Raw genomic sequence first — 15,370 nt, 5'->3', positions numbered from 1 at the left:
AAACCGTAAGCAAAAAGAACAACTTCTATCTAAACTAAAAACCAAATTGTAAAGCCGACTGCGGATTCGCGGTCGGCTTTATTGTTATGGGGGAGCGCAGTGAGGGCTATACCTTCAGTTCACCTTCCACACCGTCATCCATTGTCTTACCCGTCACGAGCGAAGCCGCGATTTTGAGATAGGACACCATCCGGTTATTTTTGGTATCCCAGTAATAGATGCTTTCAGGCTGCACCCGAATAATCGTGAGGTCCGGGTCGTCCTTACCGCCCTGAAACCAGGTTTTGATGAACGTATTCCAATACTTTTCAATTTTTTCACGGTCGCGCGAAACGGTCACACTGCCGTAGAGGCTAAGGTATTCCGACGGGCCTTCCTTGCAGAAGAAAAGTTGCACGGCCGGGTCAGCCGCCAGTTCTTTGTTTTTGTTGGAGGACGCTGCGCTAAAAAAATACAGCGCACCGTCCTCGTCCACGCCCTGTAGGGCCATTGGTCGGCTCGGAGCCGGCCGGCTGTCGGTAAACGTGGTAAACATACAAATACCTTCGGCGAGGTCTTTCAACTTCTCGAGGGCTTCGGTTCCGGCCAGGTTCTGAATGTGGCCTTCTTCGTCGTGTCTTGAATCCTGCATAACATACGTTGAGTTAGAGTTAAGTGCTAAGAACCGCTTGTGTAGATGTAATGTTTTGCGGCCTACCTGATTTGATTTCATCTAACGTTTTACACCTCTGGCGCAGGATGATTAGCGGTTGAAGTTGACATTCGTTAAGTCCCCCTGCAAAATACCAACTATTTTTAAGACCTTTCGACGTTCTACACTGCAACCTACCAAACCATGAAGGCGTTCCTGCGTCCGCTGCTGGCTCTTGCTGCCTCAGTTCTGTTAACCACCTGCTCTCACCTGACCAATACCGTCCGGCTAATCAACCAGAACTTTGAAGACGAAGTGGCCCAAAGCCAGAACCTGGTATTCACATTCAGTAAAAACCTGGTGCCCGAAGGACGGCTCAACGAATGGGATTCGACGCAATACGTAACCTTTGAACCGGCTGTGGCGGGAAGTTTTAAATGGACAGCCGCCAACGAGCTGGTGTTTTCGCCCGCCGTGGCTTTCAAACCGGCCACGGATTACAAAGCCCACCTGAACAACGCCCTGGTACGCCAGCAGGATGAGAAACAACTTGCGCTTGATAACGAAACCATCACGTTTCACACGCCTTATCTGCAACTGATTAATACGGAACTCTGGTGGACACGCGGGGAAACGGGCCGCCCGGTTGCTAAAGCAAGACTGAATTTCAACTATCCCGTTAGCGGGGCCGAACTGGCCGGTTTGCTGAAAATAGAAGCCGGAGAGCGAAAACCGTTGACCACGCAGGTCCTGCAATCCGCTCCGAACGAAACCATTCCGGTGATATTGGCCGATGCCCCATCGTCCCGCAACGAAACGCCGTTAAAAATGCGGATCGGAAAAGGGTTGAAAGTGCAGAATACCACGTTCAGCACCCGGGAAGACTTTGAACAAACCTCCACCCTACCCTCACCGTATCGGCTGGACGTAGTAGACCTTAAAACCGGCTTCGAAAACAACGAAGGCGTTATCCGTGTCGTTACCACGCAGGAACTCCAAACCAACAACCTAAGCGCGTATTACACCCTGTCGCCGGCGGTCGAGACGCGCACTGAGCCGACTGAAAACGGCTTCATCATCCGGGGCAATTTCAGCGAAACCGAAACGTACGTTTTGACGCTGACCGACCAAATGAATGGCACACTGGGTACCCGCCTGGAGGAAGCCGTAACGAAAGATTTGTTCTTTGGTAAAATGCCCGCCGGTATTTCATTTGCCAACAAGCGGGCAGTTTATCTTTCCTCAAAAGGCGCAAAAAACGTGGGCGTCAACATTGTGAACGTGCCGAAGGTGGACGTAAAAATTGCCAAGATTTACGAAAACAACATTTTGCACTACCTCCGCTCCGGTCGGTATGAAGAACACGGCGAAATTGACGGGCAGTGGCAACCGCTGGGAACGCACGTTTACTACGAAGACGAACCGCAGCAATACAGCGACATCATCGTCAACAAAACCGTCGAAACCGTTAATTTGCCTAAAGTAAAGGGCGTTTCGGCGCTCAACCTGGCCCTCCCCGACCTCCCCGCACCCGGCAAAAATCCACCGCGCGGTATTTACCTGGTGACGGTCAGCTCCAAGGAAAATGCCTACATCAATGCAACCAAGCTCGTTTCTGTTTCGGATATTGGCCTGATTGCCAAACAGGGAAGCAATGAGGTTTGGGTTTTTGCCAATTCCATTAAAACCACCGAACCGCTGGCCAACGTAGCCATTACGCTGGTCAGTGGCAACAATCAGGAGATCGCTACGGTACAAACCAACGGGAAGGGCGTGGCCCATTTTGAGAACATTGCGGAGAAAAGCCCCGGCTCCAGACTGGCGCTGGTATCGGCAAAAGCGGACGATGACTTCAACTATCTGCTGTTGCAGGACGCAAAAGTCGAAACGTCGCGGTTCGAGGTAGAAGGCAAGCGCGACAATCCAACGGGCTTTGACGCTTTCGTTTACGGCGACCGCAACATTTACCGCCCCGGCGAAACGATTCACTTCAACACCGTCATTCGCAATCCGGTTTGGGAAAGCGTTGGTGAAATACCGTTGAAAATCAAAATTCTGTCACCCACCGGAAAGGAATACCGGGTTTTTCGCCAAACCACCAACGAACAGGGGGCGGTTGCTACCGATGTGCCCATCGACCCGGCCGCGGTTACGGGTACGTACGTAACCGAGGTCTACAACGCCAACGAGGTGCTGCTGGCGTCGCGAAACATCAGTATTGAAGAGTTTATTCCGGACCGTATCCGGGTGGAAACCCGCACGGAACGCGATGCCTACCGCCCCGGCGAAACCATCACCATGACCGCTACGGCGACAAACCTGTTTGGCCCTCCGGCCGCCGGACGGACTTACGAAATGGACCTGCAACTGAAGCAACGGGCGTTTACGGCCCGGCCATTTCCGGATTATACGTTTGCCATCCAAAGTCAGGCAAGGTTTGAAAAAAATCTGCGCCAGGGGGTCACGGATGCCCGTGGGCAAGCCATCGAGCGGTTCCCGGTTCCGGTGAGTTACCAGAATATCGGAGTGCTGGACGGTAATCTGTTCGTGACGGTTTTTGACGAAAACAGCCGACCTGTCAACCGTCTGAAGCGGTTTGAAGTGTTTACGCAGCCAACTTTTTACGGAATCCGGCTGGCGGATTCGTACGTAGGCACCAATACCCCCCTGCCCGTCGATGTGGTGGCCGTCGACCGGAACGGTGCGTTGCAGAAAGGCGCCACGGCGCTGGCCGAGGTCGTCCGGTTTGAGTACCAGACCGTGATCGAAAAACAATACGAACAATTGCGGTATGTGTCGAAAAAACGCGAAAAGGTTGTCTATTCCAACAAGCTTACCTTGGCCGACGGACGGGCCCGGTTCAGCTACGTGCCGACGGTATCCGGGGAGTACGAAGTGCGCATCCGGCGACCGGACCAAAACGGTGATCGGATTGCGGCCTACACCGCCGTATCGTATTACGCCTACGGTTTGGGAACCACCCAAAGCTCCTCGTTTGAGGTCAGCACGGAGGGTCAGGTGCTGATGGAGTTTGACAAAGAGCAGTACGAGGTGGGCGACAAGGCAAAGGTGCTGTTTAAAACGCCATTTGCGGGCAAGTTGCTGGTGGCAGTGGAACGCAACCGGGTACTGGAAACCCACGTGCTGGAAACAGACCAGAAGTCGGCCGAATTAACCGTTAGTTTGAACGAAACGCACCTGCCCACGGTATACGTGACAGCAACGCTCATTCGCCCCGTCGACGGCTCCAATTTGCCGCTGACGGTCGCCCACGGTTTTGCGCCGGTTCGGGTGCAGGACCCCGACACGAAACTCCCCGTAACGATCTCCGCAGCGGCTCAGTCGCGGTCCAAAACTAACCAGCGCATTTCGATTAAAACCCGGCCCAATGCCGAGCTGACCGTGGCCGTTGTCGATGAGGGAATCTTACAGCTGAAAAACTATCCGACGCCGGATATTCACGGTTATTTTTACCAGAAACGCGCTTTGGAAGTCGGTAGCCATGATTTGTATTCGTTTTTGTACCCGGAATTAACCATTGCCGGAAGCTCGTCGTCGGGGGGCGACGGGTATGAATTAGGGAAACGCATCAACCCGCTGAGCAACGGGCGGGTAAAACTGGTGGCGTTGTGGAGCGGAGTCCTGAAAGCGAACGGCAGCGGAGAAGCCAGTTTTGAGGTAGCAATCCCGCAATTCTCGGGGGATTTACGGATCATGGCCGTCGCCTACAAAGACAAAGCATTTGGTTCGGCAACGCAGAACATGAAAGTGGCCGACCCGCTCGTGATCAGCACCGGCGCACCCCGCTTCCTGAGCCCGGATGACGAACTAAGCCTGCCCGTTACCATCAGCAATACAACCCGGAAACCGGCTTCGGTGACGGCTTCGCTCAGACTAACCGGCGCTCTGCTGGCGAGTGGGTCAACAACGCAGCATCTCACCATTCCGCCGGGTCAGGAAACCCGCACCACGTTTGCGGTCAAGGCGAAAACCGCCCTTGGAACGGGAAACATGACGGTGTTGGTAAAGGGGATAAACGAAACGTTCTCCGAAAGCATCGACCTGACCGTCCGACCGGTTACATCGTTGCTGAAAACGGCCCAGTCGGGCGTCGTGGGGGCAAATCAGTCCCAGACCATTGATTTTACCAACGCATTTATTCCCGGTACGGTACGGAGCCAGCTAACCGTTGGCCGGTCGCCAATGGTGCAGGTAAGCCGGGAACTGTCGTACCTGCTTGGCTACCCGTACGGCTGCATGGAACAAACCATTTCCAAGGCTTTTCCGCAATTGTATTTCGCCGATGTGCTCAAAACGATGGGCAAACCGGGAACGTATTTTGTGCGTTCCGGCGAAAGTGATCAGAATCCGACTTACACGGTTCAGGAAGCAGTTCGGCGCGTAGAATCCCTGCAACTGGCCGACGGTGGTTTCAGCATGTGGCCTGGTTTGCCCACGGAAGACGGTTGGGCCTCGGCCTACGCGGTTCATTTTCTAACCGAAGCCCGGCGGGCCGGTTTTGAAATCAATCCCTCGGTTTACAGCAAGGCCCTCGACCGCCTTACGGTTCGCACCGGTAGCCCCGCGCTGGAGGATGAAGTGATTTTTGAGGAGACGGGTAACGCTGTTCGTAAAATAATCAGTCGGCAGAACCTGTACGGATTATACACGCTGGCGCTGAGCGGTCAGCCCAACCGGTCGGCCATGAATTATTACAAAACCATGGCGTTGCGGTCCGGCGAAACCAAACTGACGGCCGACAGCCGGTATCTGCTGGCGGCTGCGTTCTACCTGACCGGTGATACGCGCAGCTACGAGGTCTTGTTACCGAAAAAGTTTATTAACACCACTAACCGACGGCAATCGGGTGGCAGTTACGCTTCCCCGATCCGAAACCTGGGGCTGGTCTTGAACACATTGCTGGAAACCGACTCGGATAATCTGCAGATTCCGGCGCTGGCCCGGCAATTGTCGCTGGCCCTGAATTCCAGTCCGTACCTGAACACGCAGGAGTCTGTTTTTGCGGTGCTCGCCCTCGGGAAACTGGCTAAAAAAGCCGCTCAATCAACGGCCACTGCAACGCTCACCGCCAACGGCAAACCGGTGGGTCAGTTTACCGGTAAAACGCTCACCTTGACGGCCGGTATTGCCAACCAAAAGCTGAAACTCACGGCGCAGGGCAGCGGAAATCTATACTGGTTTGCCCAAACCGAGGGGCTGAGCGCCACGGGAACTTACGAGGAGGTGGACGCGGGGCTGCGGGTGCGCCGGGAATTTCTGAACCGCGACGGAGCACCGATGACTTCGTTCCGGCAGAATGATTTGGTCGTGGTACGGATCTCTTTAACGAGCGACAACGGTATTCCGGTTAACAACGTGGTTGTCACTGATATGTTGCCCGCCGGATTCGAGATCGAAAACCCGCGTCTGACCGAACCCCGGGAAATGCCCTGGCTGAAAGGAGCCTCCACCCCCGAACATTTCGATGTGCGCGATGACCGGATTCATTTTTTTGCTTCGGCGGGCGGTAAGGAGCAAATATTCTACTATCTGGTCCGCGTTGTTTCCAAAGGACGGTTTACATTAGGGCCGGTATCTGCCGACGCCATGTACGATGCCAGTCTTCGAAGCTACTCTGGTGGCAGCAGCATAACCGTTAACTAAAAGAAGAAACTGAAATGTGACTTTTTGAATCACTCCACGTCTATTAAGTATATATCCCCAAGTAGTTTAACTAAATAGGTTTTCGCTGGGGTAGCTAATCAGTTTGTTTCTCCCTGATTAGGAGTAGGTTGGTTGCAATAATATATTTAAACGGGTTGCAAAAAGAACTTTTGTAGCCTACTTTTGTGTCACCGAAAAGTTTAAGTAATCTCATGCAGTACAATCGTTATTATTTATTATCCAGCATGATGGGCGATGAACTCTATCGTCAACATTCTTCCAAGAAGAATCAACCCATCGAAGAGAGCCTGGAAAAGCGTTTTAACCTTCTTTCTGAAATTCCGCTGGATGAGTTTATCCGCAGTGGTATGCCTTGGCTGCGTATTCTTGAAATGCTCGAACGGCGTTATTGATTGATCGATTCAAGGTTCTGAAACTATATCCATACTGGACCCATCCCCTAACTTTATTCAAAAATGTTAAGGGATGGGTTTATTTCATTTAGGAAGACTTTCCTTCACGAACGGTAAAAATTGTAACTTGCCTATCGATGAGGAAATTATTTTTGCTGATTGGAATAATTATTTGGATTACTGCTTTTAGAGCGACCGTTGATGAGCAGGCCTGGATACGAATCAATTTTCTGGGGTACCGACCGGCGGGAGCAAAAGTGGCCGTTTGGGCCGGCAAAACAACAGAACCGGTAGCGCAGCCTTTTCAGGTAGTTGAGGTGCAAACCGGGAAAGTAGTTTACGAAAACACGGTCGGAAGAGACTTCGGTGCCTACGGTCCTTTCACGCAAACTTATCGACTTGATTTCTCCGCTGTCCGCAAGCCAGGACGGTATTATCTGAAGGTTGGAACCGTCCAGTCGCCGGAGTTTTCGATCGCGGACGAAGTCTACAACGGAACGGCTGATTTCTGCCTGCGGTACATGCGCCAGCAACGCAGCGGCTATAACCCCTTTCTGAAAGATTCCTGCCATACGCACGACGGGTACACCATGTACGGCCCCATGCCCGACAGCACGTACATCGACGTTTCGGGTGGGTGGCACGATGCATCGGATTACCTTCAGTACGTAACAACCTCCGCCAACGCAACTTACCATTTGCTGGCTGCTTACCGGGATTTTCCGCGCGTATTCAGCGATCGTCATCAGGCCAACGGACTCGAAGGCGGCAACAACCAGGCCGACGTGCTGGATGAAGCCCGCTGGGGCCTCGACTGGCTTTTGAAAATGCACCCCAAAGACGACTGGATGTTCAACCAACTGGCTGACGACCGGGACCATTCGGGCCTGCGGATTCCGAAGCAGGACAGCGCTTACGGAAAAGGATACGAACGGCCGGTCTATTTTGCGACCGGCAAACCGCAGGGCTTGTTCAAACACAAGAACCGGTCGACCGGCATCGCTTCCACCGCTGGTAAATTTAGTAGCGCTTTTGCACTGGGCTTCCAGGTACTGCGTCGCCGGGATCAGGATTACGCCGAAAAGTTATGGCAGCGGGCGCAGACAGCCTATAAGCTGGGGTTGCAAAAGCCGGGCGTATGCCAGACGGCCCCGGGCCGGTCGCCTTACTTTTACGAAGAAGACAATTACGTTGATGATATGGAACTGGCGGCTGTTGAGCTTTACAATGCTGCCCGGATACAGGGTTACAAGGCCGCCGATTACCTCAACAGTGCTTACGCCTACGGCCTGATCGAACCCGTTACGCCCTGGCTGGGAACTGATACGGCCCGGCATTATCAGTGGTATCCGTTTATTAACATCGGACACTATGAAGTTGCCAAACGGGTGGTTGATTCCCGGCGTCAGCACATCATTGGCTTCTACCGGAGCGGTATTGAAAAAGTCTGGCAAAAGGCGCAGAACAATGCTTTCTACCGGGGCGTTCCTTTCATCTGGTGCAGCAATAACCTGACTGCATCCTTCGCCATTCAATGCCTTTGGTATCGTAAACTGACCGGCGATACCCGTTACGCACAGCTTGAACAGGCGTGTTTCGACTGGCTGTTTGGCTGCAATCCCTGGGGGACTAGCTTTGTGTATGGGTTGCCCGCCGGAGCCGACACGCCCGCCGATCCGCATTCGGCTTTTACCCACTTAGGCAAGCACCCGATTGATGGTGGATTGGTCGACGGGCCGGTTTACGGACGGATTTATAAAAACCTGATCGGTATTGAGCTCAAAGAACCGGACGAATATGAGGCCTTTCAGAGCGATTTGGTGGTCTATCACGACGATTACGGGGATTACAGCACCAACGAGCCAACCATGGATGGAACCGCTTCCCTGGTTTACTTGCTGGCGTCAAAACAGGCCGAAGCCACGGAGACACCGGCTGTAGCTACTCCGGCCAAGGCGAAGGTGGTTAAAAAGAAAGCACCGGTTCGGAGGTCGGTAAAACGGAAATCGTCATCAGGACGGAAGAAAACGGCCGTGCGTCGTTCATCAGTCAAGAAAAAGAGGAGACGGCGGTAGAGAAAGCCGTAGCGGAATCAAGCAAAGAGATTGGTTGTAACGGTGTCAAACCTTGAATTCCATTGAAAAGTGGGTCCCCCCTTTTGATTCAAACTCACACGTCCCCTGCAACTGCTGGACTTCCATTAGGATCAGCCGCAATCCAAACGTAAGTCGTTGATTTGAAGAACCGTCCATGCTGACGTGGCTGGGTAAGCCGGGGCCATTATCGGTTACTGACAGCGTGAATTTGTTTCCGTTTCGTCGACTTGAAATGCTGAAAGCCGGGTAGGGGTGGTCGGCAAAGGCGTATTTACAGGCATTGGTAGTCAGTTCGTTGATGATAAGGCCCAGCGGCAGGGCTTCATCAGCGGATAGCTCCAGAGGGTCCAGATCGTAGATGGGATGAATGGCCGAATAACCGTAAGCTTTTAAGACCTCTTCGACCAGTTCAATGATGAATTCGGAGGTATCCACGACAACCTGCTGATCACCCTGCTCATCGCCAGCATAAAGCCGTTGGTGAAGAATAGACATCGCCTGCACCCGCATCTGGCTTTCTTCGACCATTCGTTTGGCGTTTTCGTCAGTAAGCTGGTTAAATTGCAGGTTCAGCAGGCTCGAAATCACCTGTAGGTTGTTCTTTACGCGGTGATTCTGTTCCCGAACCAATTCCACATTCCGTTCGCTCATGCGCCGATTTTTGCGGTAAAGCCGGAAAAAAACAATGGCCATCGCCACCGTTACGCCCAACAGCGCCGATATGGCCCACGTCAGTCGCTGCTGAGCCCGCAACGTTTCCGAACGCAACTCCAGTTCATTTTTCTGAGCCCGCAGCTTGGCTTCCTTCTGCTCTGATTTATACTCCATACTCAGCCGGGTTACGGCCCCATCGTGGTCGGCGATGTAATTGTTAATTTCCATCGTATGGAGTTTCTGACCATGTTCAAAAGCACGTTTCCAATCTCCAATTAAGGAATAGTAATCGGTATAGGCCCCTTCAAACTGCGCATTGATGAAATAATCATTGATGTCGCTTCGATCAAGCAGTTGCTGGGCCTCAGTGAGTAAACGGGCCGCCTGGGTGGGCTGACGGCGGGCAATGTGAACAGAAGTCATGTACAGCATTAACCTTATCTGCATCCGCTCTTCGGTATCTGCCGTTGCTATAGCCAGCCCTTTTTGTAAGTAGTCAAGAGCCCGCGGATTTTGATACGTATTCCACAGAAAACGCCCCAGGTGAATATTGGACTCAATCATGGCAACGTGATCATTCAGCTTGTAAGAGAGCTCATACACCTTTTTAATGTAATATAAGGCGCTGTCGGCCCTGGGTTTGGGCAAGTTCGGTTTCTTCCCGGCTTTGGACCAATCCATTCGGTACACATTGGACGACAGGATGCCGTACACATGCTGGTTCTTTCCAGACCAATCTGTCTGATAAATATGGGCCAACGTGAGATAGGCGCGCATCAGTGCCTTATCTGATTTTATACGGCGGCTGACGGCCAGCGACAGGAAAGCATAGTGGAGAGTTTCCTGGTAATTCTCCTGCAGGTACGATAGCACACTGTAAAGGCGACTGAGAGCATACGAATCGCCCCGAGGTTCAAGAATGGCCAGGGAGTGCAGGAACCACTGCTGGGACATCAAATAATCGCCGGCTGAGTTGTAAGTCTTACCGTACAGAAAATAAGCTTCCGCCAGTTTCAGGGAATCCTTTTCTGTGATAGCCTCCTGGTAGACCGAGTCTGCATAAAGCAGCTTATCGGTTTGAAGTTTAAGGGGAGCTGGTTGCTGAGCCATGCCCGTACTTATCAACCCATAGGTAATAAACAGGAAGATTAACACGAATTTGCATTGAAAAGCAGAAGTAACCATAACTTAGACAAACTGGAATTGCTTTTAAAGCTAATAAAAGTCTGTAAGAAATGGTAATAAATACTTATGAAAGAAGGATGTATTTTGTCCCGGATTACTTTAAACTAATTGCGTTATGATCTAGTATATGTCTGATAATTAGCATGTGCCGGGAATGGAACTTCCAGATTACGAACGTAAAAGACTAATCAAATGGTGTGAGGATCATTTTTGATAATGAAGCTAGGTAAATCGTAGTATTATAGGTAGTTTTAAGAAGAGGGCCTTAAATAAGAATCTTGCTAACTTTTCAAGTTGAGGTAAGTAATAGGCTTCGTTTAATCGATTAGAATAAATGATCGGTTAGCGCTGGTTATGGGCTTTTGGGGTTAAAATACCACTTCAATTCCGTATTCATTAATCTGAACCATCGACGACGCTTGTTGCGTGCGAAGTTCTGCGGCAATCCGCTGGATGATTTCGGTTCGGCGGGGGGTCGCGGTTCGGGCACCGGAACTACGGCAGTAGGCGGACCATTGTTCGTCGCCCGGTACAAAGACGTAGAGGGAGGTCAGCATCCGCTCATAGGAGAAGCGTAACGTCAGCATGGATTCGCGGTAGTTGATCCAGCCGGATAAACCGCTGTGTTCCATTTCAACGGTGTAATGGGTCAGGGGAGTGGCCATAGGGGTCCGGGTAGCCCAAGAGTTCATCAAATTCATGATACGGTGTTTTTGGAAAGTAATGGTGCCCCGCTATGCTGATCGTTTAGCTCCGGCTTTTGTACTACCAGAGGGTTTATGGGATTGCTAATCGTCCAAAAGATGCAGTGCGGGTTGCTGACGTTGCACGGCGCTCTCCAAAAAAGCAAAATATTTTGGCCACACTCCCGGCTTTTTCTCTTTAATATCATTCTTAAAGGAAAGTCGGTGCAACATTTCTTGGTTGATAGTGTCTTTCCAAAAATTTTATGATCATACCAGCATTTCTCACTTCCGCTCAACTACCTACAAAAATAATTTTTTAACTAGTATTATAGTTGTAACTACTAAAAAATGTTAACTTTCAGCAACGAATGATAATTCTTTAGAATTTACCGGCTCTGATTCACAACCAATTCCTATCCCATGAAAAAACTTCTCTTGCTGCTTCTGTTGCTGGCTGGCTATTGTACGGCTTTTGCCCAGTCACCCCGCTTTACCATTCGGGGGGCCATTACAGATACCAATAAAGCTGTTCTTCCCGGTGCCACGGTCATGCTGCTGACTCCAAAAGACTCGGCACTGGTCAATTTTGGACGAACGAACGACAAAGGAGCCTTTGAGTTCCGGAACGTAAAACGGGCTCCGTATATCCTGAAGGTATCGTACGTCGGCTTTCTGCCCCTCCAGAAAGAAGTCAGTCCGGGCAGCGGGGACCTAACTGATCTGGGCGCACTGGAAATCCGCCCTATTCAAAAAGAACTGCTGGAGGTGGTGGTGAAAACCGCCCGGGCTCCGCTCTCCATTCGGGGGGATACGATTGAGTACAACGCCAGTTCATTTAAAGTACCGGCCGGATCAACGGTGGAGGAGCTGCTGAAACGCCTGCCGGGTGTACAGGTGGATCAGGACGGTAATATTAAGGCCCAGGGTGAGGACGTTAAAAAAGTGACGGTGGACGGCAAGACTTTTTTCGGTACCGATCCAAAACTGGCGACCAAAAACCTGCCGGCCGAAGCTATTGACAAAATTCAGATTTTCAACGATAAAACGGAGGCCGCCAAAACCACTGGCATCGATGATGGAAAACGGGAAAAAGCCGTTAACCTGGCCTTAAAGGAAAGCCACAAAAGGGGCGGTTTTGGAAAAGTAACGGCCGGAGCAGGCACCAAAGATCGTTTTCAATTACGGGGAAATTACAACCGATTCAATACCAAGGAGCAGATGTCGGTGCTGGGTTTTGGTAACAACATTAACCAGACGGGCTTATCCTGGGACGATTATCAGGATTTTCGCGGCAGTCAGTCGTTTAACTGGGAGGACCAGGGTGATTTTGGATTCTACAGCGGAGGGATGTACTTTTTTGGCGGAGACGATGGCATGGGCGTTCCAGTGACGGGGGGCTACAGCAGCAACCGGGGATTCTCCCGTAATTATGCCGGTGGGGCCAATTACAATTACGACACGAAGAAGACCAAGCTCAGTTCCAATTACTTCTACAACCAGACCGGCCAAACCCTTAACTCGACGTTTGATAAACAAACCTTTTTACCCGAAGGCACTTTTGTGACCACTGGCGGCAATAGCCAGGGGAGCTTCAGCCGTAATCACCGGGGCAGTGCACGGTATGAACAGCAACTTGATTCGCTCAATACCTTGGTTCTGATTGGCAACCTGCGCGCGAACAGCGGCAATAACGCCCAATTCAGTAACCAGAACTTTTACCGGGCAACGGATACAAGCCAAACCAATTTAGATAACCGTAATAATTTTAATGGTGTTCAATTGGCCACAACGGCTATTTTTCGGCACAAGTTTTTGAAGAAAGGGCGCAACTTCGCGGCTAGTGTGGCCTTTAACCTGAATGATAGCGATGGTTTGGCCACACAACGCTCAACAAACACCTTCTTTACGGATAGCACCGGCGCCGGCCCGACCATTGTACGGATTAATCAGGATGTTACTAATTCGAGCCTGAGAACCGAACTCAAATCCAGCCTGCACTACATTGAGCCGTTAACGAAAACCATGTTCTGGGAAACGTTTTACAATTTTAGCCTGCGCAATGACAAGGTGGATCGGGATGTGTTCGATGAAGGCTCCAGACGAAATAATGCCCTGAGCCGGTATTACACCAATGATTATACGTATAACCGGGCGGGAACGGTGATTCGCTATTCGGATAAGGGGTTTAATATATCAGGTGGTCTGGCCGGTGTATGGTACAAGCTGGCGGGCCGGTTTGCCCCGGACCAGACTGCAACGTCTTTCACGAATGTGAACCGCCAGTATTTTACCATAGCGCCCAATTTCTCGGGCAATTACCGGCTCAAAAACAAGAGCATGGGGTTGTATTACAATGTAAACATTCAGCAGCCCCAAACCAGCCAGTTACAGCCCGGCGTGGTTGACAACAGTAACCCCCGGTTCATTCAGGAAGGAAATCCGGGTTTATTGCCTTCGCTGACTCACAATTTTAACGGCTCCTTCAGTAGCTTCAATCCCGGCAATTTTATCAACTACTATGTGAATCTTAACTACGGGTACAATATCAACCAGATCGTTTACAACCAAACTATAGATGAAAATCTGATAACAACCAGTCGGCCTGAGAATATTAGTGGTGGTACCCGTGTAGGATCTTATCTTAATTTTGGCTTTCCGCTGAAAAAAACTAAGGCAACTTTAAACCTGAGCAGTAGCTTGAACTTTAACAAGAACCCCATTTATATCAATACCGTCTTGAACGATACCCGAAGTGATAATTATAACTTCCGGGCCAATCTTGACTTGACACTTTTTGATAAGTTTACGCTCTATCCGTATTTCAACTGGGGCTTTACGGATACACGCTACTCAATCAATTCAAGCCAGAACCAGAAGATTTATAATCACAATTATGGTGGTTCGATGAATATTCAGTTCCCCGGCGGTATTTTCTTCAATGGACAAATGAATTACCAGGTTTATAAGCTGAAAAATGAACGGTTTCCCTTTACACAGAAGCTACCCATCCTGAATCTGGCGGTATATAAGCAGTTCCTGAAGGATAATAAGGCGGAGGTACGACTGACGGCGTATGATGTTTTCAACAAAAACCGGGGCATTACGCAGCAGGCCTATCAGAATTTCGTCCAACGGGAAGTGGTTCAGACACTGGCTCAATATTTTATGCTCTCCGTTTCCTATAACGTTCGGGGCTTAAAATCGCAGATGCGTCAGAATAATGGCTGGTAATACGCAAAATAATAAATAATATGAAGAGGATTTTGTTGCTGATTTTTCTCCTGTCGGCGTTCCCGACGATAGCCCAGAAGCTGGAAGGCGTGGTTACCTATGAACGAACGCAGGATTTTGCTAAAATCCTGGCCCGACTGCCGTTTCTAAGTCTGGACCAGAAAGAACGAATGAAGGCGTCTTACAAAAATTTTAGTGAGAGCAAGCATAAGCTGGTTCTCTATTTTAACGAAGATCAGAGCCTTTATACGAACGAAGACGAATACTGGCGAAGCGAAGACGGCCGGTATTCCTCCCGGAACAGCGATTATATTATCCGGCGGGATTTCAAACAGGAAACCAAATCGGATGTGATCGAAATGTTGGGAAAAACCTACCTCGTTGAAGATTCGCTGAAAACGCCCCAATGGAAAATTCTGAACCAGTTGAAGGATATTGCCGGACACATTTGCATGAAGGCCGAAACTGAAGATCCCATCAGAGGACAAAAAATTGTCGCCTGGTTTGCTCAGGACATTCCGGTTTCGGCAGGGCCGGAACAATATTCTGGCTTACCGGGCTTAATTCTGGAGTTGGATATAAATGATGGGGATGCCGTGGTGACGGCTACTAAGATCGACCTTCGGGATGTGTCGAAAGAGCTTACCGCCAGTAAGAAAATAAAAGGAAAGAAAATTAAAACGGCCGATTACGACAAGATCATCAAAGACCATATCCAGTCCAGCATCAAAGCGCAGGAAAACCCGTATTGGGGGATACGGTATTAAGAAGAATGATGAGTGAAGAATTAGATGCAGTAACCCACTCATC

General features: G+C 50.5%; 8 protein-coding genes. 5 read left to right on the top strand and 3 right to left on the bottom strand.

Annotated elements, in window-relative coordinates:
- Positions 1-106 precede the first annotated feature (106 nt).
- Positions 107-631: a pyridoxamine 5'-phosphate oxidase family protein gene (locus OQ371_RS08110; protein ID WP_265993285.1), complete on the bottom strand. Its 525-nt coding sequence runs from the start codon at positions 629-631 to the stop codon at positions 107-109.
- Positions 632-835: 204 nt separating this feature from the next.
- On the opposite strand from OQ371_RS08110, the gene OQ371_RS08105 reads away from it, so the two are divergent.
- The 3 genes from OQ371_RS08105 to OQ371_RS08095 all read left to right on the top strand — a co-directional run bounded on the left by OQ371_RS08105 (position 836) and on the right by OQ371_RS08095 (position 8,783).
- Entirely contained in the window at positions 836-6,295 is a 5,460-nt protein-coding gene (locus tag OQ371_RS08105; RefSeq protein ID WP_265993284.1) for an alpha-2-macroglobulin family protein, read from the top strand.
- A gap of 212 nt (positions 6,296-6,507) precedes the next feature.
- Positions 6,508-6,708, top strand: a complete 201-nt coding sequence (locus OQ371_RS08100) for a hypothetical protein (protein WP_265993283.1) — start codon at positions 6,508-6,510, stop codon at positions 6,706-6,708.
- 137 nt (positions 6,709-6,845) lie between these two features.
- Complete coding sequence (locus OQ371_RS08095) at positions 6,846-8,783, top strand: glycoside hydrolase family 9 protein (RefSeq protein WP_265993282.1); 1,938 nt, start codon at positions 6,846-6,848, stop codon at positions 8,781-8,783.
- Positions 8,784-8,828: 45 nt separating this feature from the next.
- Here OQ371_RS08095 and OQ371_RS08090 read toward each other — a convergent pair whose 3' ends face one another.
- Positions 8,829-10,568, bottom strand: a complete 1,740-nt coding sequence (locus OQ371_RS08090; protein WP_265993281.1) for a sensor histidine kinase — start codon at positions 10,566-10,568, stop codon at positions 8,829-8,831.
- Positions 10,569-11,011: 443 nt separating this feature from the next.
- Positions 11,012-11,308, bottom strand: coding sequence for a hypothetical protein (locus OQ371_RS08085; RefSeq protein WP_265993280.1), 297 nt, complete (start codon positions 11,306-11,308; stop codon positions 11,012-11,014).
- Between the two features lie 441 nt (positions 11,309-11,749).
- On the opposite strand from OQ371_RS08085, the gene OQ371_RS08080 reads away from it, so the two are divergent.
- Positions 11,750-14,560, top strand: coding sequence for an outer membrane beta-barrel protein (locus OQ371_RS08080; protein ID WP_265993279.1), 2,811 nt, complete (start codon positions 11,750-11,752; stop codon positions 14,558-14,560).
- Positions 14,561-14,580: 20 nt separating this feature from the next.
- Positions 14,581-15,327: a GLPGLI family protein gene (locus tag OQ371_RS08075; protein ID WP_265993278.1), complete on the top strand. Its 747-nt coding sequence runs from the start codon at positions 14,581-14,583 to the stop codon at positions 15,325-15,327.
- Positions 15,328-15,370: the final 43 nt, after the last annotated feature.

The organism is Larkinella insperata, from assembly GCF_026248825.1.
Lineage (GTDB): Bacteria > Bacteroidota > Bacteroidia > Cytophagales > Spirosomataceae > Larkinella > Larkinella insperata.
This window is presented reverse-complemented; position numbering and strand designations above follow the sequence as displayed.

What these genes read in the sequence shown, in the direction of transcription:
- OQ371_RS08105 (WP_265993284.1), top strand. Translation starts at nt 836, where the DNA reads ATGAAGGCGTTCCTGCGTCCGCTGCTGGCTCTTGCTGCCTCAGTTCTG.
- OQ371_RS08100 (WP_265993283.1), top strand. Translation starts at nt 6,508, where the DNA reads ATGCAGTACAATCGTTATTATTTATTATCCAGCATGATGGGCGATGAA.
- OQ371_RS08085 (WP_265993280.1), bottom strand. Translation starts at nt 11,308, where the DNA reads ATGGCCACTCCCCTGACCCATTACACCGTTGAAATGGAACACAGCGGT.
- OQ371_RS08110 (WP_265993285.1), bottom strand. Translation starts at nt 631, where the DNA reads ATGCAGGATTCAAGACACGACGAAGAAGGCCACATTCAGAACCTGGCC.
- OQ371_RS08080 (WP_265993279.1), top strand. Translation starts at nt 11,750, where the DNA reads ATGAAAAAACTTCTCTTGCTGCTTCTGTTGCTGGCTGGCTATTGTACG.
- OQ371_RS08090 (WP_265993281.1), bottom strand. Translation starts at nt 10,568, where the DNA reads ATGGCTCAGCAACCAGCTCCCCTTAAACTTCAAACCGATAAGCTGCTT.
- OQ371_RS08095 (WP_265993282.1), top strand. Translation starts at nt 6,846, where the DNA reads ATGAGGAAATTATTTTTGCTGATTGGAATAATTATTTGGATTACTGCT.
- OQ371_RS08075 (WP_265993278.1), top strand. Translation starts at nt 14,581, where the DNA reads ATGAAGAGGATTTTGTTGCTGATTTTTCTCCTGTCGGCGTTCCCGACG.